This is a genomic window from Streptomyces sp. NPDC020681, assembly GCF_044334895.1.
Lineage (GTDB): Bacteria > Actinomycetota > Actinomycetes > Streptomycetales > Streptomycetaceae > Streptomyces.
This window is the reverse complement of the sequence record NZ_JBIRTX010000022.1, coordinates 70828-93748: the sequence shown is the minus strand read 5'-3', so window position 1 is coordinate 93748 and position 22921 is coordinate 70828. Positions and strand designations below refer to the sequence as shown.

Here is a 22921-nt window from a genome sequence, read left to right as displayed (position 1 = left end):
AGGCCGATGCGGCGACTTCGTGGGGATCACACAAAGACGTCCCGGTGGGGGCGTGTTCACGTTGTGTGAGCATCGTGCCCGTATAGCGGACATGTGTTCCTTGTGACCGGCGCACATGCCCAGACTGTGCCGCTCCCCGTCTTCGAGTGAACAAGGGCACATCCATGCCTCGGACTTCCCCGCCCGCCGATCAGGTCGACCGGACCGCTCAGGCCGACCAGCGGGCCGACACCTCGCTGTCGCACGGACTCAAACAACGCCATCTCTCGATGATCGCTCTCGGCGGCGTCATCGGCGCCGGGCTCTTCGTCGGCTCCGGCGCGGGCATCGCGGCGGCCGGCCCGTCGATCGTCATCGCCTATGCGCTTTCCGGCCTGTTGGTCATGCTGGTGATGCGCATGCTCGGCGAGATGTCGGCGGCGAATCCGGCGTCCGGGTCGTTCTCCGTGCACGCCGAGCGGGCGATCGGCCCGTGGGCCGGCTTCACCGCGGGCTGGTCGTTCTGGTTCCTGCTCTGTGTGGCCGTCGGCCTCGAAGGCATCGGCGCGGCCAAGATCATGACCGGCTGGCTGCCGGGCACGCCCGAGTGGGCCTGGGTCGCGCTGTTCATGCTGGTGTTCTGCGGCACGAACCTGGCCGCCGTGAAGAACTTCGGCGAGTTCGAGTTCTGGTTCGCGGCGCTCAAGGTCGGCGCGATCGCGCTGTTCCTCGGCATCGGCGTCCTGGCGATCACTGGCGTCCTGCCGGGCACGGACGCACCGGGCACGGCCAACCTCACCGGCGACGGCGGCTTCCTGCCGAACGGCTCCGAAGGACTGGTCGTCGGCCTGCTCGCCTCCGTCTTCGCGTACGGCGGCCTGGAGACGGTCACCATCGCGGCGGCCGAGTCCGAACACCCCGTGCAGGGCGTCGCGAAGGCGGTCCGCACCGCGATGTGGCGCATCGCGCTCTTCTACATCGGCTCGATGGCGGTCATCGTCACGCTGGTCCCGTGGAACGACCCGAAGGTCGTCGAGAAGGGCCCGTACGTCGCGACACTCGACCACCTGGGCATTCCGGCGGCGGGCGAGATCATGAACGTCGTGGTGCTCGTCGCGCTGCTTTCGGCGATGAACGCGAACATCTACGGCGCCTCGCGGATGGCCTGCTCGCTGGTGGGCCGCGGGCAGGGCCCGGCGTTCCTCGGCCGCACCTTCGGCGGCGTGCCGCGCACGGCGGTCCTGGTCTCCTCCGTCTTCGGCTTCGGGTGCGTGCTGCTCAGCTACTGGCGGCCGAACGATGTCTTCATGTGGCTGCTCAACATGATCGGCGCGATCATCCTGGTGGTCTGGATCTTCATCGCGGTCTCCCAACTGCTGCTGCGCAGGCGGACGGAGCGCGAGGCGCCCCAGACCCTGGTGGTGAAGATGTGGCTGTACCCGACGCTGACGTGGCTGGCGCTGGCCGGGATGGCGGCGATCTTCGTCCTGATGGCACGGGAGCCGGATACGCGCACGCAGCTGTACTACACGGGCGGGCTGACGCTGGCGCTGGCGCTCGTCGGGTACGTGCGGCAGCTGTCGGCACGCCGGGCCGAGCCCGGAGTCTGAGCCTTACACCAAACCCCCCATGCCCGCGGGCGTGGGGGGTTTTGTGATCGCCAAACCTTCTTGCTGCTAGCGTGCACTTGCATAAGATGTGCAATAAGCAGTCGGAGGGACCGGACATGGCCATCTACACGCTTCCTGAACTTCCATACGACTACGCCGCGCTCGAACCGGTCATCAATCCGCAGATCGTCGAGCTCCACCACGACAAGCACCACGCCGCCTACGTCAAGGGCGCCAACGACACGCTCGAGCAGCTCGAGGAGGCGCGCGACAAGGAAGCGTGGGGGACGATCAACGGCCTGGAGAAGAACCTGGCGTTCCATCTCTCCGGGCACATCCTGCACAGCATCTACTGGCACAACATGGCCGGCGACGGCGGCGGCGAGCCGCTGGAGAAGGACGGCGTCGGCGAACTCGCGGACGCGATCGCCGAGTCGTTCGGGTCGTTCGCCAAGTTCAAGGCCCAGCTGTCCAAGGCCTCCGCGACCACGCAGGGCTCGGGCTGGGGCGTTCTCGCGTACGAGCCGGTCAGCCGGCGGCTGATCGTCGAGCAGGTCTACGACCACCAGGGCAACGTCGGGCAGGGCTCGGTGCCGATCCTGGTCTTCGACGCCTGGGAGCACGCCTTCTATCTGCAGTACAAGAACCAGAAGGTGGACTTCATCGAGGCGATGTGGCAGGTCGTCAACTGGCAGGACGTGGCGAAGCGTTACGCCGAGGCCAAGGAGCGCACGCCGCTCATCGCCCCCTGAAGCTCGGAGGCTCGGAGTCCCGGTCTCGGAGTCCCGGAGGCTCGGAGTCCCGCAGTCGTCCTGCTCGTGATCGTCTTCTCAACCTTCACCGGCAGGCGGAATGACGAAGGGCCCCCGCGAGGACATGACTCGCGGGGGCCCTTCTGCGCAGGAGGCTCAGAGGTTGGAGAAGTCAGGGCCCTTCGTGCGGGTGCGCTTGATCTCGTAGAAGCCCGGTATCGACGCGACCAGCAGCGTGCCGTCCCACAGCTTCGCCGCCTCCTCGCCCTTCGGGGCGGGCGTGACGACCGGGCCGAAGAAGGCGAGCTGCTCGCCGTCCGCGCCGGGAACCGCGATGACCGGAGTGCCGACGTCCTGGCCGACCTTGTCGATGCCCTCCTTGTGGGAGGCGCGCAGCTCGGTGTCGTACACGTCCTTGTCAGCGTATTCGGCCAGGTCGGCCGGCAGTCCGATGTCCTCCAGAGCGCCGACGATCGCCTCGCGGGTCGCGCCTTCGCCGCGGTTGTGGAAGCGGGTGCCGAGCGCGGTGTAGAGCTTGCCGAGAATCCCGTCGCCGTGCAGCTGCTGGGCGGCGATGGCGACCCGGACCGGACCCCAGGCCTGCTTCAGGCCCTCGCGGTATTCCTCGGGGAGTTCGTCCATTTTCGGCTCGTTCAGCACGGCAAGGCTCATCACGTGCCAGCGCACCTCGATGTCCCGGACCTTCTCCACCTCCAGGACCCAGCGCGAGGTCATCCACGCCCACGGGCACAGGGGATCGAACCAGAAGTCCACCGGGGTCTTGCCGTTCTCGGACATGTCTCTCCATTCGGGACATACGTATGGGACGTCACATGCGCCTACGCGCGACAACGCCGCCTGTGACCGGACGATTCCCGGATACCGGCTGCCAGGGGCACATGGCAGGATCGCTGCTGTCCGTACGAGTCACGAAGGAGCTGTCCGTGCCCGGTGAGAATCTGTCCCGCGACGAGGCCCGCACCCGGGCCGAGCTGGTGTCCGTCGACGGGTACGAGGTGGCCCTCGATGTGCGTTCCGCGGTCGGGGAGGCCCCGGTGGGCTCCGGGGCGCGCACGTTCCGCTCGGTGACGACCCTCCGCTTCCGCTGCGCGCAGCCGGGCGCGTCCACCTTCGCCGATCTGCTCGCGCCTTCGGTGACCGAGGTGACGCTGAACGGCGAGAAGCTGGATCCGGCCGTCGTCTTCGACGGTTCGCGCATCGCGCTCGACGGTCTCGCCGCGGAGAATGTGCTGGTCGTGGACGCGCAGTGCGCGTACAGCCGGACCGGCGAGGGGCTTCATCGCTTTGTCGACCCCGAGGACGGCGAGGTCTATCTCTACACGCAGTACGAGCCGGCCGACGCCCGCCGGGTCTTCGTCACCTTCGAACAGCCCGACCTGAAGGCACCGTTCCGCTTCGAGGTGACCGCGCCCGACGGCTGGACGGTGTGGAGCAACGGGGACGGCGCGCTCGGCGGCGACGGCGTGTGGCGGTTCGCCGAGACCAAGCCGATCTCCACGTACATCACGGCCGTCGTGGCGGGTCCGTACCACTACGAGACGGATCTCTACACGCGCACCTTCGAGGACGGGACGACGCTGGAGATCCCGCTCGGCGCGCTGTGCCGCAAGGGGCTGGCGCGGCACTTCGACGCGGACGACATCTTCCTCGTCACCAAGCAGGGCCTCGACTTCTTCCACGACCACTTCGACTACCCGTACCCGTTCGGGAAGTACGACCAGGCCTTTGTGCCCGAGTACAACATCGGCGCGATGGAGAACCCGGGCTGTGTCACCTTCCGCGAGGAGTTCATCTTCCGCGGCAAGGTCACACAGGCGTCGTACGAGCGCCGGGCCAACGTCATCCTGCACGAGATGGCGCACATGTGGTTCGGCGACCTGGTCACCATGGTGTGGTGGGACGACCTGTGGCTGAAGGAGTCCTTCGCGGACTTCATGGGCACCTTCTCGATGGTCGGCGCGACCCGTTTCACCAACGGCTGGATCACCTTCGCCAACAACCGCAAGTCCTGGGCGTACCGCGCCGACCAGCTGCCGTCCACGCATCCCGTCACGGCCGACATCCGTGACCTGGAGGACGCCAAGCTCAACTTCGACGGCATCACCTACGCCAAGGGCGCTTCGGTGCTCAAGCAGCTCGTCGCGTACGTCGGTCAGGACGCGTTCCTGGAAGGCGCGCGGCGGTACTTCAAGCGGCACGCATACGGAAACACCCGGCTCGGCGATCTGCTGTCCGTACTGGAGGAGACGTCCGGCCGGGACATGGCGGCATGGTCCCGGTCCTGGCTGGAGACCGCCGGCGTCAACTCACTGACGCCCGTGGCCACTTGTGACGCGGGCGACCGGATCACCGAGCTCGCGATCACCCAGGACGGGGACGAACTGCGGCCGCACCGGGTGGCGGTCGGCCTGTACCGGCACGAGGGCACCCAGCTCGTGCGGTACGCGCGTGCCGAGGTCGACGTCGTCGGCGCGCGGACGGTCGTCGACGAGCTGGCCGGCGCCGAGCGGCCCGCGCTGGTGCTGGTCAACGACGAGGACCTGACGTACTGCAAGATCCGCTTCGACGAGGGCTCGCTGGACACCCTGCGCGGGCACCTCGGCGACATCTTGGACCCGCTGGCGCGCGCCCTGTGCTGGTCGGCGCTGTGGAACCTGACGCGCGACGCGCTGATGCCCGCGCGGGACTTCGTCGATCTGGTGCTGCGGTTCGCCGGGCGGGAGTCGGACATCGGCGTGCTGCAGACGCTGCACTCCTGGGCCCGTACGGCGCTGGTGCACTATGCCGCGCCCGACTGGCGCGAGGAGGGCGGCCGGCTGCTCGCGGAGGGTGCGCTGCGGGAGCTGCGCCTTGCGGAGCCCGGCAGTCAGCACCAGCTGACCTGGGCGCGGTTCTTCGCGGCGACGGCGGCATCGGCGGCCGATCTGCAGCTGCTTCAGGGCCTGTTGGGCGGTACGGCGAAGATCGACGGTCTCGATGTGGACCAGGAGCTGCGGTGGGCGTTCCTCCAGCCGCTGACCTCGCACGGCCTGGCCGACGAGTCGGCGATCGCGGCCGAACTGGCCCGCGACGACACCGCGTCGGGCAAGCGCCACCAGGTCCGCTGCCTGGCGGCCCGGCCTTCGGCGGCGGTCAAGGACCAGGCCTGGGCACAGGTCGTCGAGTCGGATTCGCTCTCCAACGCCCTTGTGGAGGCGACGATTTCGGGCTTCGCGCAGCCGGGACAGCGTGACCTGCTCGCTCCGTTCGTCGAGAAGTACTTCGAGGCGATCGAGCGGGTGTGGGAGGAGCGCTCGATCCAGATCGGGATGGATGTGGTGAAGGGCCTGTTCCCGGGCTTGCAGGACGACGAGGAGACGCTGACGAGGACGGACGCGTGGCTGGCGTCGCACGAGGGCGCGGCTCCGGCCCTGCGCCGTCTTGTGCTGGAGGCCCGGGACGATCTGGCGCGGGCGCGGCTCGCGCAGGCGTGCGACGGGGGTGTCGCGGAATAGGCCGGATGGGGAACCGTTCTCGGCACTCGAACGTCCGTACTTTAGGACGGTGTTGTCCTGGATTGTCGACGAGCGTGTAACAGCGGTTAGCTGGGCGGTCCCCGAGGGGCATCCCGGCACCATGACGCACAACACCCCACTCTCGCCGCTCCCCCTCAGCCACCTCTGCGAGGTCCAGCGCCGTGTACTGACCGCAGCCCAGCTGCGCGCCCACGGCGTCTCCGCCGCCCGGACCGCCGCACAGTGCCGTCCGGGCGGGCCCTGGCAGCTGCTGCTGCCCGGGGTGTACGTCCTGCACTCCGGGCAGCCCACCAGCGAGGAGCGGCTGCACGGCGCGCTGCTGTACGCCGGGCGGCCGGTCATCCCCGCACAGGCCCAGGCCAAGGACACTCCGCAGTACGGCGAGGCCATGGTCACCGGGCTCGCGGCGCTCGCGCTGCACCAGTTCACCGCGGCGCCGCCGCTGCTCTCGCTCGACCGGATCGACATCCTGGTGCCGCGCACCCGCCGGCTGCGGTCGACGGGCTGCGCGCGGATCGTACGGGCGCACGCCACGCCGAGACCGGGCGAGATCAACGGCGTGCCGGTCGCTCCGGTGCCGCGCGCCCTCGCGGACGCGGTCGCGGAGCTCACCGACCCCAACGCCGTACGCCGGCTGCTGACCGAGGCGGTTCGCTGCGGGCACTGCGAACCGGGCGCCGTGGTCGCCGAGTTGAACCGCGCACGGCTGCTCGGGCGCGCCCATGTCGTGGACGCCGTCGACTCGCTTCTCGCCGAAGGGCGTGCGCTGGCCGAGGACCGGCTGTACACGATGGTCAGTCTGCACGGACTGCCGGACCCGGTCTGGAACGTGGACCTGCGGCTGCCCGGCGGACCGCATCTGGGCGGCGTGGACGCCTACTGGCCCGAGCACTGCGTCGCCGTAGAACTGGACACCCGCGCACCGCGCCACGACGAGGACGCGCTGTGGTCGGAGTACGCCCGCAAGCGCGAGCATCTGGAGCGGCTCGGGATCACCGTCGTCCACATCACGCCGAAGAAGCTGCGGGACTCACTGGACCAGCAGGCGAGCGTGGTCCGCACCGCACTGATGGCGGCGACGGACCGGGACCCTGCCGCCTATGTCGTCGTCCTGCCGCGGTGACCTCGGGCTCCGGGCCGTACGGCCTGATCGACCGGACAGGACCTAGCCGCAGAACTCGGCCTCCACGACCGGAACCGCGTCCCCGGCCCAGTCGCCGTTGAAGTTCATCGCGAGGGAGTGGCTCGCGTCGCGGGTGGTGACCGCCTCCGACGTGGAGCCGTGGATGCCGCCTCCGTGGCCCCAGACGTCCTTGCCGCAGCTCAGCTTCTGCTGCATCAGCCCCAGGCCGTAACGGTACTGAGGCCGCTGCGGATTCATCCGGACCGTCGTGGTCATCTCCTTCAGCTGCTTCGGCGGCAGCAGACCGCCCTTCAGCAGCGTCCGGTAGAAGCGCTGCAGATCGGCGGAGTCGGAGATCATCTCACCTGCCGATCCGGCGGCCGACGGGTTGAACTCGGTCACATCGTGGATCTTCGCCTTCGGGTCCTCGGACAGCGTCGAGTACGCACGGCTGCGGGAACGCGGCACCCGTGGATCGGTGCCGGGCAGCGAGGTGGCGTGCAGACGGAGCGGGCGCAGGATCCGCCGCTCGATCTCCGAGCCGTACGGCCGTCCCGTCGCCCGCTCGACGACCATCCCGGCGAGGATGAAGTTGGTGTTGGAGTAGTTCCAGTCCGTCCCGGGCGCGAAGTCGGGCCTGTGCCCCATCGCGACCGCGACCAGCTGCCGCGGCGTCCAGGTGTCGTACCGGTGCTGGAAGAAGCCGTCACCGAAGAGCTTGTCCTGGAAGCCTTTGTCGTCCGAGTAGTTGTAGATCCCGCTGGTGTGGTTGAGGAGTTGGCGCAGCGTGATCCGGCGGCCGTCGTGTCCCTGGCCGCGCACCACGCCGGGAAGCCAGTGCTCCACGGTGTCGTCGAGGCTCAGGCTGCCTTCGGCCTCCAGCTGGAGCAGCACGGTGGCGACGAAGGTCTTGGTGATGGATCCGACGCGGTAGCGGTCCTGCGGGGCGCGCTCGCGTCCGGTGGCCGGACTGCCGACGCCCGCGGTGCCGCTCCATGCGCCGCGGCGATCGTGCGTCTGGACGACGACTCCCGGCACTCCGTCGCGTACGGCGGCCTCGATGGCGGCCTGTGTCTGCGAGTGGCCGGTCTCTGGGTGGCCGGTCCGCGAGTGGCCGTTCTGCGGGTGGCCGGTCCGCGAGTGGCTGCCGGCGGCCGTGTCCGCGGTGGCAGGTGGGATCGGAGCCGCGCCGGAGGCCATGGCCGCCACCGCCGCGATCAACGCTGCCCCGACGGTGCGTGCTGACATGTCCGCCCCCTGGGTTCGATTGCTCACCGACTGCGGTCGGCCGGGTGGACTCAGGCGCTCCGGTCCGCGTTGCCCGTTCCGCGAAGGTTGAGGCGCTACTGGCCGTTTCCGGCGACGCGGCCGACCGGGGGTCTGGTGCGCCACAGTTCGAGGCCTATGTCGACGAGATCGACCCGCTCCAGGCCGGTCACCGCGTCCAGCGGATGCCAGCAGGCGAGGTCGGTGGAGCCGTCCGTCTCATTGCGCAGGCCGCCGCCGGTGATCCGGCCCGCGTAGACGATGCGCAGGCTGTGCAGTTCGGCGTCGGCTCCGAGTTTGCGCGGGCGGCGCAGGACGTCGGTGTGGAGTCCCAGGAGTGCGGTCACCTCGGACGCGTACCCAGTTTCCTCCTCGACCTCACGCACGACCGTCTCGAGCGGGTCCTCGCCGTGGTCCATGCCGCCGCCGGGCAGCGTCCACCGCTTGACCCCGTCGCGCGCCACCCAGCGGGCGAGCAGAATCTGCTCCTCCCGTACGCACACCGCGTAGGCCGCGACCCTCAACTCGTTCATTCCGCGAGGGTATGCGGCCCGACTGACAACCCGTGCGGAGCCCCTCGGGACGCGGGACCGCTCCCGTGGCGTAAAGGAACCTGTGGCGGATGTGCGCCATGGCCGCATCCCGCCTCCGGCAACTCTCCACAAACCCCTGTCACTTACGCAAAGCTGAGCGGTCATCCGGCACCGAATTCCGGACCCTCTCTTTCACAAAACAGGGATGCTGATGACCCCCCAAGCTCAGAGCCCCATAACAGGGCGCTCCGTACCAGGTCACAGACGTGTGGCCCGCATCGCGGCCGCCGCGTCGATGGTGACCGCGCTGGCGGCCTCCGGCGCCGTACCGGCGTTCTCCGCAGCTCCCGCCGACGACCCGGGCGGCACCTCCCGCGTCAAGGCGGTCAAGTCCTCCGACAAGCTCGGGTCCGCCGACCAGGAACTGCTCGACCAGGCCGAGGCCAAGGGCGACAAGAGCGTCACCGTCATGGTCGCCACCGCTCCCGGCGCGACCGAGCAGGTGTCCGGTCAGCTGGACGCCGTCGACGGCGCCCTGGTCGGCAAGACGTACGACAAGCTCGGCTATGTGCGGGCCACTCTCCCCACCGCGAAGGCGGAGGCGGCGATCAAGGCCGCCGCCAAGCTCTCCAGCGTCCACGGCATCGACCTCAAGCACGAGATCAAGCTGGACGACCCGACGCCGGCCGGCGACACCGTCAAGGCCGCGGGCACGGCGGCCGGGCAGGCCGCCGCGTACCCGGCGCCGGACAAGAACACGCCGGCGAAGAACCCGTACAACCCGTCCTTCGAGACGGGCGCGGTCGACTTCGTGAAGGAGCACCCCAAGGCCGACGGCCGCGGAGTGACCATCGGCATCCTCGACTCCGGTGTCGACCTCGGCCACCCGGCGCTTCAGAAGACCACCACCGGCGAGCGCAAGATCGTCGACTGGGTCACGGCGACCGACCCGGTGGCGGACGGCGACGGCACCTGGCGCCGGATGTCGCTCGATGTCAGCGGCCCGACGTTCACCGTCAACGGCCGTACGTACTCCGCCCCGGCGGGCGCGTACAAGTTCAACCTCTTCGCCGAGGCCGCCACCAAGGGCGGCGACATGGCCGGTGACCTCAACCGGGACGGCGACACCACCGACGTCTGGGGCGTGCTGTACGACGCCGGAACCCGGACCGCCCGCGTCGACCTGAACAATGACGCGGACTTCGCCAACGACACCGTGATGAAGCCGTACAAGAACGGCTTCCAGATCGGCTACTTCGGCACCGACAACCCGGCCACTCCGGTCGTCGAGCGCATCCCGTTCGTGATCGAGGTCCGCCAGGACGTCGTCTACAACGCCGCCGGCGCCAAGGCCGACTACGTCAACATCGGTGTCATCGAGGGCTCGCACGGCACGCACGTCGCCGGCATCACCGCCGCCAACAGCCTCTTCGGCGGCAAGATGAACGGTGCCGCCCCCGGCGCCAAGCTGGTCTCCTCGCGGGCCTGCACCTGGAGCGGCGGCTGCACCAACATCGCCCTCACCGAAGGCATGGCCGACCTGGTCATCGAGCGCGGCGTGGACATCGTCAACATGTCCATCGGCGGTCTGCCGCCGCTGAACGACGGCAACAACGCGCGCGCCGAGCTCTACAACCGCCTCATCGACACCTACGGCGTCCAGCTGGTGATCTCGGCGGGCAACGAGGGCCCGGGCGTCAACACGCTCGGCGACCCGGCCGTCGCCGACAAGGTCATCTCCGTCGGTGCCGCCATCTCCAAGGAGACCTGGGCCGCCAACTACGGCTCCCTGGTGGCCAAGAAGTACAACATGCTGCCCTTCTCCTCCCGCGGCCCGCGCGAGGACGGCGGCTTCACGCCCACCATCAGCGCGCCCGGCGCGTCCATCAACACCACGCAGACCTGGTCCGCCGGCGGCCCGGTCGCCGAGGCGGGCTACAAGCTGCCGCCCGGCTACTCGATGCTGCAGGGCACCTCGATGTCCTCGCCGCAGACCGCGGGCGCGAGCGCGCTGCTGCTGTCGGCCGCCAAGCAGCGGGGCATCGAGCTGACCCCGGCGAAGCTGCGCACGGCGCTCACCAGCTCCGCGCACAAGATCTCCGGTGTCCAGGCGCATGAGCAGGGCTCCGGCCTGATCAACGTCGTGGACGCGTGGGAGCTCATCGAGGACGGCGTCAACGCCAACGAGTACAGCGTGAAGGCCCCGGTCGACACCGCGATCGACTTCGCGCTGAAGACCCCGGGCTTCGGCACCGGCCTGTACGACCGCGAGGGCGGCCTGCAGGCGGGCAAGTCCAAGACGTACGACGTCACCATCACGCGCACCACGGGCGGGAAGGGTGCGCTGTCGCACGACCTGAACTGGAAGTACAACGACGGCACCTTCCGTCTGCTGGGCGGCGACAGCGTCCGGCTGCCGCTGAACCAGCCGGTCACCGTCACCGTGCAGGCCAGGCCGAAGGCCGCCGGTGTGCACAGCGCGATCCTGGAGGCCGACGACCCGCGTACCGAGGGCGTCGACAAGCAGATCCTCGCGACCGTGGTCGTCTCCAAGGAGCTGGCGAAGCCCGAGTACACCTTCTCGGCGTCCGGCTCGGTGCAGCGCAACAGCCACAAGTCGTACTTCATCACGGTGCCGGAGGGCGCGAAGAACCTGGAGGTCGCGCTCGGCGGTCTGGCGGCAGGCAGCCAGACCCGGTTCATCGGCATCCACCCGTACGGGCTGCCGGTCGACGACAGCTCGACGATCTTCTGCTACCCGAACTACAACAACCCGGCGAACACCTGCCGCCCGGACCTGCGCTCGTACCCCGAGCCGACGCCGGGCGTCTGGGAGATCGAGGTCGAGTCGCGGCGTACGTCTCCGCTGCTCGACAACCCGTACAAGCTGGACGTGGCGCTGCTCGGCGCCACCTTCGACCCGGCGGTCAAGACGCTTCCCGAGGCGAAGGTCGGCACGCCGGCCGCCGTCGACTGGAAGGTCACCAACGGCTTCGCCGCGATCGACGGCAAGCTGGCGGGCGGCTCGCTGGGCTCGGCGAAGGTCACGAGGCCTTCGATCAAGCACGCCGAGTCGCAGGAGTCGACGGTCACCATCGGTGAGGGCGTCGAGCGTCTGGACGTCGCCATCGGCGGGGTCTCCGACACCAACGCCGACCTGGACCTGTCGGTCTTCCTGAACGGTGTCCTGGTCGGCCAGGCGGCGGACGGCGACTCCGAGGAGGCGGTCAGCCTCGACAAGCCCGCCGCGGGCACGTACACGATCGTGGTCGACGGCTACTCCGTCCCGGCCGGGACGACCGAGTACGACTACCGCGATGTGTTCTTCGCGGCGTCGCTGGGCGAGGTCAAGGTCGGCTCGTCGCCGGTCAAGCTGGCCAACGGTGCAACGGCGCAGGTCAGCGCCGAGGTCGTAGTCGGCGGTGCGGCTCCCGAGGGACGTCAGTTCTTCGGCGAGGTGCAGCTGCTGAACGGGCGCGGCACGGTCGCGGGCGCGGGCAGCGTGGTGATCGAGAAGGTCACTCCGTAGCCATACGGGAGTAAAAGGGGGCGGGCGTCCATGCCGGACGCCCGCCCCTTTCGTATGTGCTGCCTCACACGTCCCGATACGCGGACAATGGATTGGACAAGAAGACCGGGGTCATACGCATGATGGGCAGGCTGCCCGCGTCGCACGCCAGACAGAAGGAGTCACCGTGAGGGTCGGAATCGTCGGAGCCACCGGTCAGGTCGGCACAGTCATGCGCAGGATCCTGGCCGAGCGCAAGTTCCCGGTCGACGAGCTGCGGCTGTTCGCCTCCGCCCGGTCCGCGGGCTCCACGATCGAGTGGGAGGGCCGCACGATCACCGTCGAGGACGCGGCCGCCGCCGACTACTCCGGTCTGGACATCGTGCTCTTCTCCGCCGGCGGCGCGACCTCCAAGGTCCTCGCCGAGAAGGTCGCTGCCCAGGGCGCCGTCGTGATCGACAACTCCTCGGCCTGGCGCCGCGACCCCGAGGTGCCGCTCGTCGTCTCCGAGGTCAACCCGCACGCGATCAAGGACCGCCCCAAGGGCATCATCGCCAACCCGAACTGCACCACGATGGCCGCGATGCCGGTCCTCAAGCCGCTGCACCTGGAGGCGGGCCTGCTGGCGCTCGTCGCCACCACCTACCAGGCCGTGTCCGGCTCCGGCCTCGCCGGTGTCGCCGAGCTCGACGGCCAGGTGAAGAAGGTCGTCGAGCACGCCTCCGAGCTGACCCACGACGGCGGGGCCGTCGACTTCCCGGAGCCCGGCGTCTACAAGCGGCCCATCGCCTTCAATGTGCTGCCGCTGGCCGGCTCGATCGTCGACGACGGCTCCTTCGAGACCGACGAGGAGCAGAAGCTCCGCAACGAGTCCCGCAAGATCCTCGAGATCCCCGAGCTCAAGGTCTCCGGCACCTGCGTCCGGGTCCCGGTCTTCTCCGGCCACTCGCTCCAGGTCAACCTCCGCTTCGAGCGTCCGATCGGCGTGGAGCGCGCGCAGGAGCTCCTGAAGGACGCGGAGGGCGTGGAGCTCTCCGAGATCCCGACGCCGCTGCAGGCGGCCGGCAAGGACGCCTCGTTCGTCGGCCGGATCCGGGTGGACGAGACCGTCGACAACGGCCTCGCGCTGTTCCTGTCCAACGACAACCTGCGCAAGGGCGCGGCGCTGAACGCCGTGCAAATCGCGGAGCTGGTCGCGGAGGAGTTGCGCGGCTGAGACCGGGCAGGCAGGAGGGGCGGCACCGCGCGGTGCCGCCCCTTTTTGTGCCGGTTTTTTCTACAGGCGGCCCAACGGTGCCTCGTGGAAAGATGACGGCAAAAGTCGCGAACCCGAGGAGACACCGCGTGCCTGGCACGAATCTGACCCGCGAAGAGGCGCAGCAGCGGGCGCGCCTGCTCACCACCCACTCGTACGAGATCGACCTCGATCTGAGCGGGGCGCAGGAGGGCGGCACCTACCGGTCCGTGACCACCGTGCGCTTCGACTCCGCCGAGGACGGCGCGGAGACCTTCATCGATCTGGTCGCGCCCGCCGTGCACGAGGTCGTGCTGAACGGCAGGGAGCTGGACGCCGCCGCCGTCTTCCGGGACTCGCGGATCACGCTGACGCAGCTGCACGCGGGCGAGAACGAGCTGAAGGTCGTCGCGGACTGCGCGTACACCAACACCGGCGAGGGCCTGCACCGCTTTGTCGACCCGGTGGACCAGCAGGCGTATCTCTACACGCAGTTCGAGGTGCCGGACGCGCGCCGGGTCTTCGCCAGCTTCGAGCAGCCGGACCTCAAGGCGACCTTCCAGTTCACCGTGAAGGCTCCCGAGGGCTGGACGGTCGTCTCCAACTCCCCGACGCCGGAGCCGAAGGACAACGTCTGGCACTTCGAGCCGACGCCGCCGATCTCCTCGTACATCACGGCGCTGATCGTCGGCCCGTACCACTCGGTCCACAGCAGCTACGAGCAGGACGGGCAGAGCGTCCCGCTGGGCATCTACTGCCGCCCCTCGCTCGCCGAGTTCCTCGACTCCGACGCGATCTTCGAGGTCACGCGGCAGGGCTTCGAGTGGTTCCAGGAGAAGTTCGACTACGCGTATCCGTTCGCCAAGTACGACCAGCTCTTCGTGCCGGAGTTCAACGCGGGCGCGATGGAGAACGCGGGCGCGGTGACCATCCGCGACCAGTACGTCTTCCGCTCCAAGGTGACGGACGCGGCGTACGAGACGCGCGCGGAGACGATCCTGCACGAGCTCGCCCACATGTGGTTCGGCGATCTCGTCACCATGGAGTGGTGGAACGACCTGTGGCTGAACGAGTCGTTCGCCACCTACACGTCGATCGCCTGCCAGGCGTACCACCCGGAGTCGAAGTGGCCGCATTCCTGGACCACATTCGCAAACTCCATGAAGACCTGGGCATACCGGCAGGACCAACTGCCGTCCACGCACCCGATCATGGCCGAAATCCGTGACCTGGACGACGTCCTGGTGAACTTCGACGGCATCACGTACGCCAAGGGCGCGTCGGTGCTGAAGCAGCTTGTGGCGTATGTCGGCCAGGACGAGTTCTTCCGCGGCGTGCAGGCGTACTTCAAGGCGCACGCCTTCGGCAACACCCGGCTGACCGACCTGCTCGGCGCGCTGGAGGAGACCTCCGGCCGCGATCTCAAGCACTGGTCGCAGAAGTGGCTGGAGACGGCGGGCATCAACATCCTCCGCCCGGAGATCGAGATCTCCGGCGAGGGACATGTCACCTCCTTCTCCGTACGCCAGGAGGCTCCCGCGCTGCCCGCCGGCGCGAAGGGCGAGCCGACGCTGCGGCCGCACCGCATCGCGATCGGCTGCTACGACCTCGACGGCGACGGCAAGCTGGTCCGTACGAACCGGATCGAGCTGGACGTGGACGGCGAGCTCACGGACGTGCCGTTCCCGCAGAACACCCGCCGTCCCGCGGTGATCCTGCTCAACGACGACGACCTGTCGTACGCGAAGGTCCGGCTCGACGAGGAGTCGCTGCGCGTCGTCACCGAACACCTCGGCGACTTCACCGAGTCGCTGCCGCGCGCGCTGTGCTGGGCCTCCGCCTGGGACATGACGCGCGACGGCGAGCTGGCGACCCGGGACTATCTCGCGCTGGTGCTGTCCGGCATCGGCAAGGAGAGCGACATCGGCGTGGTCCAGTCGCTGCATCGCCAGGTGAAGCTGGCGATCGACCTGTACGGGGCGCCTCAGTGGCGCGAGACGGGTCTGACGCTGTGGACGGACGCGACGCTGGCGCATCTGCGCGCGGCGGAGCCGGGCAGCGACCACCAGCTGGCGTGGGCGCGCGCCTTCGCCGCGACCGCGCGGACGCCGCAGCAGCTCGATCTGCTGCGTGCGCTGCTCGACGGCACCGAGACGATCGAGGGCCTGGTGGTGGACACCGAGCTGCGCTGGACGTTCGTGCAGCGGCTCGCGGCGGTCGGTGTGCTCGACGAGGAAGAGATCGCGGCGGAGCACGAGCGGGACAAGACGGCGGCGGGCGAACGCCACGCGGCCACGGCCCGCTCGGCCCGGCCGACCCCGGAGGCGAAGGCGGAGTCGTGGGCGGCGGTCGTCGAGGACGACAAGCTGCCGAACGCGATGCAGGAGGCGGTGATCGCGGGCTTCGTCCAGACCGACCAGCGCGAGCTGCTCGCGCCGTACACGGAGAAGTACTTCGCGGCGGTCAAGGGCGTGTGGGAGTCCCGCAGCCACGAGATCGCCCAGCAGATCGCGGTCGGCCTCTACCCCGTGCTCCAGGTCTCGCAGGCCACCCTGGACGCCACGGACGCCTGGCTCGCCTCGGCCCAGCCGAACGCGGCCCTGCGGCGGCTGATCTCGGAGTCCCGTGCGGGCGTCGAACGGGCGCTGAAGGCGCAGGCTGCGGACGCGGCGGCGGGTGCCTAACCGGCGCACCGAAGTTGAGGCCGTGAAGGCCGAAAATCGACGGTGAGGCGTCCGGGTCCCAGGACCCGGACGCCTTCGCGATTTCCAAGCGCATACATCGAGCCAAATCCGCGCCGATTTTCATGACCCCCCGTCATCTGTCGTAACTAGACACGGATATGCTCTCCGACCGTCGTCATATGATCACTTCCGTTCCGATCCGATGGTTGAGGGTGCTGATGGTCCGACAGGAAACGTCGACCGGAAGTCCGCGGAGCGCGGCCCCCCTGGGGTGGCTCGTGCCCGTCGTCGTCATCGCCGCGGCCGCGGCGATTGCCGCCGTGCTGGTCTCGAGCTCCGCACGCGCCGCCGTTGTCTGGGTCGGTGTCACAGCAGTCGCCACAGTCACCGTCGCGTGCGCCGAGAGCGCCCGGCGCGGCCGCCGCGTCGAGCAGCTGAGCGCCAGGCTCGCGGAGCGTGAGGCGGTGCTGGCACGCCAGCAGGCCGAGACCGCGCGGCTCGCCGGCGATCTGCTGCCGCAGGTCGTGGAGCGGCTGCGCAAGGGCGAGTTCCCGGAAGACGTACTCGAGTCCCTCGACGCGCCCGCCGAGCACCAGGCCGTGCTCAGCTCGGTGCTCGACGCCGTCGTCGCCGAGGAGGACCTGCGCGAGTCCGCGCAGCGCGCCTTCGTGAACATCGCCCGCCGCGTGCAGGCCATCGTCCACCAACAGGCCCAGGAACTACGGGAGATGGAGGACCGGCACGGCAAGCAGCCCGAGGTCTTCGGCGATCTGCTGCGGATCGACCACGGCACCGCCCTGATCGGCCGGCTCGCCGACTCCATCGCCGTACTCGGCGGTGCGCGGCCCGGCCGCCAGTGGAGCAAGGCCGTACCTCTCTACAGCGTGATGCGCGGCGCGATGTCGCGGATCATCGACTACCAGCGCGTCGAACTGCACTCGGTCTCCGAGGTCGCCGTCGTCGGCACCGCCGTCGAGCCGCTGATCCACGCGCTCGCCGAACTGCTCGACAACGCCACGCGCTACTCGCCGCCGCAGACCAAGGTCCATCTGACCGCCGTCGACGTCCAGTCGGGCATCGCCGTCGAGATCGAGGACGGCGGCGTGAGCATGAGCGAGGAGGCCCGCAAGCGGGCCGAGCGCATGCTCCGCCAGGCCCAGCAGGGCATCGATGTCAACGACCTCGGCGAGACGCCGCGCCTCGGCCTCGCCGTGGTCGGCCGGCTGGCCCAGCTGTACGGCTTCCAGGTCTCGCTGCGTTCGTCGGCGTACGGCGGTGTGCGTGCCGTTCTCGTCGTACCGCAGGGCCTGATCACCACCGCCTCGTCGGCGACCGGCCTCGCGCACGGCATCGGCGCGTCCTCCGGGCCCCTGCCGGCCGGCACGATCTCCGCGACGACCGGTACGCACGACACGCTCGGCGCGATCCGCGACGAGCTTCCGTCGAGGACGGTCACCGGACCCATGACCACGGACGACGAGGTCCCCGTCGTGAGCGAAAGGACGCCGACCGGTCTGCCGCAGCGGCGCCGCAAGACCCCCGTCACCGCACCGGCCACTGCTGCCGCGCCCGAGCCCGAGCCGGAGGCCGCACCCTCGGTGCAGCCCGGCATGTGGCTTGCCGCCTTCCAGAGCGGCCTGTCCGGTGAGACCACCCAGACTGACAAGGGGAATACGCAGCCATGATCCAGCAGTCCAACCAGACCAACATGGACTGGATGCTCAAGGACCTGGCAGAGGGTGTCCCACAGACCAGGAACGTCGTCGTACTGTCCGCGGACGGGCTGCGCATGGCTCAGTACGGCGCGGACAACGACACGGCCGACCGGCTGGCGGCCGCCTGCGCCGGGCTGCAGAGCCTGGCAGGCGCGGTCGCGTCCGAACTCCCGCACAGCGACGGCCGGATGCATCTCGTCGTCATCGAGATGACCGGCGGCTTCTTCTACCTGATGGCGGCCGGGTCCGGCGCGTTCCTCGCCGTACTCGCCAACGAAGGCGTGGACGCAGGGCTGATGGGACAGCGGATGCGCGACCTCGTGCTGCGGATCGGAGAGCACCTGAGCACACCGCCGCGGCACGATCGGCAGACCGCGTGAGCAACCCGGGCCGGGAGGACTGGGAGGAAGCCAGCCCCGAACGGCTCTACGTCATCACGGGCGGCCGCAGCGGTTCGTCCGTGCCGACCACGCTCGACCTGGTCACGCTGATCGTGGCCAAGTCGGGCGCGCGCCACGGCATGCAGCCGGAACAGGCCGCGATCATCCGGCTCTGCCATGCGCCGCTCTCGGTGGCCGAGATCTCCGCGTATCTGAGTCTTCCGGTGAGCGTCGTCACCGTGCTGCTCAGCGATCTGCTGGCCGAGGACCGGGTACTGGCCCGCGCACCGGTCCAGCCAGCCCTACTCCCCGACCGCGCTTTGATTGAGGCAGTGATCGATGGACTTCAGAAGCTCTGAGCAGGCCGTGGGGCCGCGCAGCGAGGACGTGCTGCCGGAGACGGCGACCGCCGCCGTCAAGGTGGTCATCGTGGGCGGCTTCGGAGTCGGCAAGACGACCCTGGTCGGCTCGGTCAGCGAGATCCGGCCGCTGACCACCGAGGAGACGATGACGCAGGCCGGGGTCGGCATCGACGACCCGGCCGGCGTGGAACGCAAGACGTCGACGACCGTAGCCATGGACTTCGGCCGGATCAGCATCAACGAGGAGCTGGTGCTGTATCTCTTCGGGACGCCGGGCCAGGAGCGGTTCTGGTTCCTGTGGCGCGGCCTGTTCGAGGGTGCGCTGGGCGCGGTGGTGCTGGTCGACACGCGGCGTCTCGAGGTCAGCTTCGATGTGATCGGGCGGCTGGAGGAGCGGCGGGTGCCGTTCGTGGTGGCGATCAACACGTTCCCGGACGCGCCCGCGTATCCGCTCGAGGACGTGCGGGCGGCGCTCGATCTGCCGGCGTCGGTGCCGATCGTGGACTGCGACGCGCGGCTGCGAGGATCGAGCCGGGACGTGCTGATGGCGCTGATGCGGTACTTGCAGTCGCTGGCGGTGACGACGGAGGCGTCGTAGTCCCGTAGCCCGTCCCGTAGTCCGCTTCTAGACGGCGCGGAGGCCTCCCGGCCTTCGTCCATTGAGCCGGTCCAGGGCGGCGGATGTGGCGTCGTCGGCCGGGAAGTGGACCAGCAGACGCTGGTCGTCGTCGGCGGGCAGCTCGAGCGTCTCGTACGCGAGCCGGAGCTCGCCCGCCTCCGGGTGGACCAGGCGCCCGACACCGCTGGACTTCGGCAGCCCGGGCAGCGTGTCCACCCGCCCGCCGAAATCCGGCCCGACGGTGAGCGTCAACTCGTCGGCGAGCAGGGCGACATGGGGATCGACGCGGAACGGGCCCTGCTTGAGCGCGGCGACCTGTTCGTCCGCGACCCGGTCCCAGTCCGGGTAGACGGCGCGCGCCCGGTCGTCGGTGAACACAAAGCGCGCGAGGTTCGGCGGCCGTCCGTCGAGAAGCCCGACGGGCCCGGCGATGCGCTCGTACGCCGCGGTCCAGGCGAGCAGTTCGCTCAGCCGGTTGAGCAGCACGGCGGGCGCGGGTTCGAGCCGGTCGATCAGGGCCTGCACGGTGGGCCTCACGGTGCGGTTCGGCAGCGCGGCGCCGTAGCAGGTGAAGCCGCCGTCGGCGGCCTTGATCAGCTTGTGCAGATGAATCCGCTCGGCGGTGCCGAGCCGCAGCGCCTCGGCGAGCGCGGACAGCACCTGCGGCGACGGCCGCCGGTCGCGCCCCTGCTCCAGCCGGGTCACGTACTCGACGCTGACCCCGGCGAGGGTGGCGACTTCTGACCTGCGCAGTCCGGGCGTACGACGACGGGGGCCCGCGGGCAGCCCGACATCGGCGGGTGCGACGGCTTCGCGACGCGTACGCAGGAAGATGCCGAGCTCGTTGTCGCTCACGTTTCGAACGTAACAGGCGGGAGGGCGTGGAGGGTGGCCCTGCTGCTACCAGCCTTGGCCCGGTCTTCCTGGCGGCGGGCCGCGGGGTGATGTTGGAGTCACAACGCAGCTACGGCATCCAAGGAGCACGAACATGTCCAGCACTCCTCTCAACCTCGCGGTGATCATCGGAAGCGTCAGGGAAGGGCGGTTCGGTCCGGTGGTGGCGGACTGGTTCGTCCAGCACGCCGAGCAGCACGGCGAGTTCGCGGTCGACGTCATCGACCTCGCGGACACACCCCTGCCTCTGGCTCTGCCACCGGTGCCGCCGGCAATGGACCCGAACCTGGCCCGCCCGGCGGAGATGACCGACCTGACGCGCCGGATCGCGGCGGCCGACGCGGTCGTGATCGTGACCCCCGAGTACAACCGCAGCTATCCCGCCTCGCTGAAGGCGGCGATCGACTGGCACTACACGGAGTGGGGCCTGAAGCCGATCGGCTTCGTCGGCTACAGCGGAGGCACGGGCGGCATCCTGGCGATCGAACACCTCCGCCAGGTTTTCACCGAACTCCACGCGCACACACTGCGTGACGTGGTGAGTTTCCCGCGCTACTACGAGCTGTTCGACACCGACGGCACGCTGCGGGACCCCGAGGGCCCGGCAACAGCGGCGAAGACCCTGCTGGACCAACTCCACCTGTGGGGCACGCTGCTGCGGCCGGCCCGCGAGGAGACCGGTTCCGCAGCGGCGTGAAGGGCGGGGCCCGTGGGGCTGTCCCGGGTTACGGGAAGGGGTGGGGCGGGGACAGCGACACCGCCCGCAGTGCCTCCAGCACCCGGCCCACTCCCCGTCCTTCTTCCGCGCCGCTGCGCACCGCAGCCACCACGTGCCGCCGCGGCTGGTCCGCCGAAAGCTCGCGCATCGCCACTCCCGCCCGCCGCTCCCGTTCCGCCGCCGCCATCCGCGGGATCAGCGCGACGCCCATGTCCGCCTCGACCATCGCCAGGATCGCGGTCCAGCCGGACGCCGAGTGGGCCTGTTCGGGGACGAAGCCGGACGCCTCGCAGGCGGCCAGCGTGATCTCGGACCACGGTCCGCTGCCACCGAAGATCCACGGTTCGCCGGACAGGTCCGCGAGCCGGAGGTCCGAGGCCGCGGCCAGTGGATGGCCCGCCGGCAGGGCCACGTCCAGCGGGTCCGCCAGCAGCGGGACCCGGCTGAACTTCGGGTCCCGCGCGGACGGCGCATGCGCGGCGAGCGAGAGCGCCACGTCCACGTCGCCCGACAGCAGCAGCTCGTACGCCTCGCGCGCCTCCGCCTCCCGTACGCGTACCTCCAGCGCGGGATGCTCCGTACGCAGCCGCCGTACCGCCGGCACCACCAGCGCGGGCACCGCCGTGGCGAAGGCCGCCACCCGCACCTCGCCCGCCTCGCCACGCAGATACCCGGTCAACTCCGCGTCCGCCCGCTCCAGTTGGGCGAAGACCGCTTCCGCGTGCCGCAGCACCAGATGAGCCGCGTCGGTCAGTCTGACCCGCCGCCCGTGCGCTTCGAGCAGCGGCACTCCCAGCTGCTTCGCGAGGTTCGAGAGCTGCTGCGACACGGCCGAGGGGGTCATGAGCAGCGCCTCCGCCGTCGCCGTGACGGTCCCGCGCTCGCTCAGCGTGCGGAGGATCTGCAGCTTCTTGATGTCCCACTCGGTCATGTCCGCACGCTAGCCGTGACCACTCCACCAAGGATCAGCGCCATGCACACGACCTGCACCGGCCCGGTCGGCTCGCCCAGCACGGCGAAGGACAGCAACGCCACGCACACCGGCTGCAGGTAGTAGACGACTCCCGCGCGCGCAGCGCCGATCAGCGCGATGGCCTTGTTCCAGGCGAGGAACGCGACAGCGGAGGAGAAGACCCCGACGTACACCAGCGGCCCGACCGTCCCGGCCATCGGTTCGAAGCCGCCGTGCCGGGCGAGGCTGATCCCGTACGCCGGGAGCAGCATCAGCGCCCCGAGCACAAAGGTGGTGAAGAGAAAGACGAGCCCGCCGATCTCGGCCGGCCGCCGCCGCAGCAGTGCGCTGTACGAGCCGAAGCTGAGCGCCGCCGCGAACATCCACAGGTCGCCCGCGGCGAACGAGGTCGAGAGCGATCCGTCGCCGACCAGCAGCAGGACACCGCCACAGGCGACCGCCATCCCGATGACCCGCCGCGCGCCGAGCCGCGCGCCGCCGAGGCGTTCGTACACCGCCATCACGACGGGCGACGCGGCCATGATCATGCCCATGTTCCCGGCGGGAGTGGTCAGTCCGGCCTGGTTGACGAGTGTGTTGTAGACGGTGACGCCGAGCAGGGAGGCCAGCGTGACGTAGCCCAAGTTGCGGCGGATCAGGGCCCGTTGCCGCCAGGTCGCCCGTATCGCGAACGGCGCGACGGCCACGATCGCGACGATCCAGCGCCAGAAGGCGGCCTGGACGGGCGGTACCGAGTCGTGCAGGGCTCGCGAGGTGACGAAGGACCCCGACCAGACGACCGTCGCGACCGCGGCGAGGAGCAGCCCGAGGCCACCGGCCCGCCGCACCCTCCCCGCCGTGGCCGTCTCACTGCTGCGGACGCGGTCCAGGAGTGCCATCGGGCATCACGCACCTGTTCTCCCCTGCGGGGATCGGCTTGGGTTACGTGATCCACCGTCGCTTCGACCGACCTCTTAGGTCCATCGAATACTTTCGACGATTGCGTGAAGCAAAACTGAACGGTCTCGGGAGCCGGGCACACTCGGGCACCGCTGG

At 69.7% G+C, this 22921-nt stretch carries 18 protein-coding genes; 12 read left to right on the top strand and 6 right to left on the bottom strand.

Annotation, left to right across the window (positions count from 1 at the left end; genetic code table 11):
- Window positions 1-164: 164 nt before the first annotated feature.
- Window positions 165-1589 (top strand): amino acid permease, encoded by a 1425-nt coding sequence (locus ACH4YL_RS34545; RefSeq protein WP_398511467.1) that lies wholly within the window; start codon window positions 165-167, stop codon window positions 1587-1589.
- Window positions 1590-1705: 116 nt separating this feature from the next.
- Window positions 1706-2341 (top strand): superoxide dismutase, encoded by a 636-nt coding sequence (locus tag ACH4YL_RS34540; protein WP_398511466.1) that lies wholly within the window; start codon window positions 1706-1708, stop codon window positions 2339-2341.
- A gap of 156 nt (window positions 2342-2497) precedes the next feature.
- Here the strand turns inward: ACH4YL_RS34540 and ACH4YL_RS34535 are convergent, their stop codons facing one another.
- Entirely contained in the window at window positions 2498-3139 is a 642-nt protein-coding gene (locus ACH4YL_RS34535; protein ID WP_398511465.1) for a DsbA family protein, read from the bottom strand.
- A gap of 101 nt (window positions 3140-3240) precedes the next feature.
- Here ACH4YL_RS34535 and pepN (ACH4YL_RS34530) point away from each other — a divergent pair, with 101 nt between their 5' ends.
- Both pepN (ACH4YL_RS34530) and ACH4YL_RS34525 read left to right on the top strand, forming a co-directional pair.
- Window positions 3241-5856 (top strand): aminopeptidase N, encoded by a 2616-nt coding sequence (gene pepN / locus ACH4YL_RS34530; RefSeq protein ID WP_398511464.1) that lies wholly within the window; start codon window positions 3241-3243, stop codon window positions 5854-5856.
- Between the two features lie 121 nt (window positions 5857-5977).
- Window positions 5978-7000, top strand: coding sequence for a hypothetical protein (locus ACH4YL_RS34525; RefSeq protein ID WP_398511463.1), 1023 nt, complete (start codon window positions 5978-5980; stop codon window positions 6998-7000).
- A gap of 42 nt (window positions 7001-7042) precedes the next feature.
- Here the strand turns inward: ACH4YL_RS34525 and ACH4YL_RS34520 are convergent, their stop codons facing one another.
- On the bottom strand, window positions 7043-8248 hold the full coding sequence (locus tag ACH4YL_RS34520; RefSeq protein ID WP_398511462.1) for a serine hydrolase domain-containing protein: 1206 nt from the start codon (window positions 8246-8248) through the stop codon (window positions 7043-7045).
- Window positions 8249-8343: 95 nt separating this feature from the next.
- Entirely contained in the window at window positions 8344-8799 is a 456-nt protein-coding gene (locus ACH4YL_RS34515) for an NUDIX hydrolase (RefSeq protein ID WP_398511461.1), read from the bottom strand.
- Window positions 8800-9004: 205 nt separating this feature from the next.
- Here ACH4YL_RS34515 and ACH4YL_RS34510 point away from each other — a divergent pair, with 205 nt between their 5' ends.
- From ACH4YL_RS34510 to ACH4YL_RS34480, 7 genes are all read left to right on the top strand, one after another.
- Window positions 9005-12328 (top strand): S8 family serine peptidase, encoded by a 3324-nt coding sequence (locus tag ACH4YL_RS34510; RefSeq protein WP_398511460.1) that lies wholly within the window; start codon window positions 9005-9007, stop codon window positions 12326-12328.
- 166 nt (window positions 12329-12494) lie between these two features.
- Window positions 12495-13523 (top strand): aspartate-semialdehyde dehydrogenase, encoded by a 1029-nt coding sequence (locus tag ACH4YL_RS34505; RefSeq protein ID WP_398511459.1) that lies wholly within the window; start codon window positions 12495-12497, stop codon window positions 13521-13523.
- A gap of 128 nt (window positions 13524-13651) precedes the next feature.
- Window positions 13652-16225: an aminopeptidase N gene (gene pepN, locus ACH4YL_RS34500; protein ID WP_398511458.1), complete on the top strand. Its 2574-nt coding sequence runs from the start codon at window positions 13652-13654 to the stop codon at window positions 16223-16225.
- A 218-nt stretch (window positions 16226-16443) separates the two neighbouring features.
- Window positions 16444-17910 (top strand): sensor histidine kinase, encoded by a 1467-nt coding sequence (locus tag ACH4YL_RS34495; RefSeq protein ID WP_398511457.1) that lies wholly within the window; start codon window positions 16444-16446, stop codon window positions 17908-17910.
- Window positions 17907-18320, top strand: a complete 414-nt coding sequence (locus tag ACH4YL_RS34490) for a roadblock/LC7 domain-containing protein (RefSeq protein ID WP_398511456.1) — start codon at window positions 17907-17909, stop codon at window positions 18318-18320. The genes ACH4YL_RS34495 and ACH4YL_RS34490 overlap by 4 nt, the downstream gene beginning before the upstream one ends.
- Window positions 18317-18679: a DUF742 domain-containing protein gene (locus tag ACH4YL_RS34485; protein WP_398511455.1), complete on the top strand. Its 363-nt coding sequence runs from the start codon at window positions 18317-18319 to the stop codon at window positions 18677-18679. Before ACH4YL_RS34490 ends, ACH4YL_RS34485 begins: the two co-directional genes overlap by 4 nt.
- Window positions 18660-19280 carry a GTP-binding protein gene (locus tag ACH4YL_RS34480; RefSeq protein WP_398511454.1) on the top strand — a complete coding sequence of 207 codons (621 nt, stop codon included), beginning with the start codon at window positions 18660-18662 and terminating at the stop codon, window positions 19278-19280. The genes ACH4YL_RS34485 and ACH4YL_RS34480 overlap by 20 nt, the downstream gene beginning before the upstream one ends.
- Window positions 19281-19307: 27 nt before the next feature.
- On the opposite strand, the gene ACH4YL_RS34475 is transcribed toward ACH4YL_RS34480, so the two are convergent.
- A complete protein-coding gene (locus ACH4YL_RS34475) occupies window positions 19308-20156 on the bottom strand; it encodes a helix-turn-helix transcriptional regulator (protein WP_398511453.1) in 849 nt (282 codons plus the stop codon).
- Window positions 20157-20289: 133 nt separating this feature from the next.
- On the opposite strand from ACH4YL_RS34475, the gene ACH4YL_RS34470 reads away from it, so the two are divergent.
- Window positions 20290-20892 (top strand): NADPH-dependent FMN reductase, encoded by a 603-nt coding sequence (locus tag ACH4YL_RS34470; protein ID WP_398511452.1) that lies wholly within the window; start codon window positions 20290-20292, stop codon window positions 20890-20892.
- A 28-nt stretch (window positions 20893-20920) separates the two neighbouring features.
- Here the strand turns inward: ACH4YL_RS34470 and ACH4YL_RS34465 are convergent, their stop codons facing one another.
- Entirely contained in the window at window positions 20921-21844 is a 924-nt protein-coding gene (locus ACH4YL_RS34465; protein WP_398511451.1) for a LysR family transcriptional regulator, read from the bottom strand.
- The gene (locus tag ACH4YL_RS34460; RefSeq protein ID WP_398511450.1) at window positions 21841-22764 is read right to left on the bottom strand and encodes a DMT family transporter; all 924 of its coding nucleotides are present in this window, start codon (window positions 22762-22764) and stop codon (window positions 21841-21843) included. The genes ACH4YL_RS34465 and ACH4YL_RS34460 overlap by 4 nt, the downstream gene beginning before the upstream one ends.
- Between the last annotated feature and the right edge of the window lie 157 nt (window positions 22765-22921).

What these genes read in the sequence shown, in the direction of transcription:
- ACH4YL_RS34540 (WP_398511466.1), top strand. Translation starts at nt 1,706, where the DNA reads ATGGCCATCTACACGCTTCCTGAACTTCCATACGACTACGCCGCGCTC.
- ACH4YL_RS34545 (WP_398511467.1), top strand. Translation starts at nt 165, where the DNA reads ATGCCTCGGACTTCCCCGCCCGCCGATCAGGTCGACCGGACCGCTCAG.
- ACH4YL_RS34495 (WP_398511457.1), top strand. Translation starts at nt 16,444, where the DNA reads ATGGTCCGACAGGAAACGTCGACCGGAAGTCCGCGGAGCGCGGCCCCC.
- ACH4YL_RS34480 (WP_398511454.1), top strand. Translation starts at nt 18,660, where the DNA reads ATGGACTTCAGAAGCTCTGAGCAGGCCGTGGGGCCGCGCAGCGAGGAC.
- ACH4YL_RS34465 (WP_398511451.1), bottom strand. Translation starts at nt 21,844, where the DNA reads ATGACCGAGTGGGACATCAAGAAGCTGCAGATCCTCCGCACGCTGAGC.
- ACH4YL_RS34460 (WP_398511450.1), bottom strand. Translation starts at nt 22,764, where the DNA reads ATGGCACTCCTGGACCGCGTCCGCAGCAGTGAGACGGCCACGGCGGGG.
- ACH4YL_RS34520 (WP_398511462.1), bottom strand. Translation starts at nt 8,248, where the DNA reads ATGTCAGCACGCACCGTCGGGGCAGCGTTGATCGCGGCGGTGGCGGCC.
- ACH4YL_RS34535 (WP_398511465.1), bottom strand. Translation starts at nt 3,139, where the DNA reads ATGTCCGAGAACGGCAAGACCCCGGTGGACTTCTGGTTCGATCCCCTG.
- ACH4YL_RS34470 (WP_398511452.1), top strand. Translation starts at nt 20,290, where the DNA reads ATGTCCAGCACTCCTCTCAACCTCGCGGTGATCATCGGAAGCGTCAGG.
- pepN (WP_398511464.1), top strand. Translation starts at nt 3,241, where the DNA reads ATGGCAGGATCGCTGCTGTCCGTACGAGTCACGAAGGAGCTGTCCGTG.
- ACH4YL_RS34515 (WP_398511461.1), bottom strand. Translation starts at nt 8,799, where the DNA reads ATGAACGAGTTGAGGGTCGCGGCCTACGCGGTGTGCGTACGGGAGGAG.
- ACH4YL_RS34510 (WP_398511460.1), top strand. Translation starts at nt 9,005, where the DNA reads ATGCTGATGACCCCCCAAGCTCAGAGCCCCATAACAGGGCGCTCCGTA.
- ACH4YL_RS34525 (WP_398511463.1), top strand. Translation starts at nt 5,978, where the DNA reads ATGACGCACAACACCCCACTCTCGCCGCTCCCCCTCAGCCACCTCTGC.
- ACH4YL_RS34490 (WP_398511456.1), top strand. Translation starts at nt 17,907, where the DNA reads ATGATCCAGCAGTCCAACCAGACCAACATGGACTGGATGCTCAAGGAC.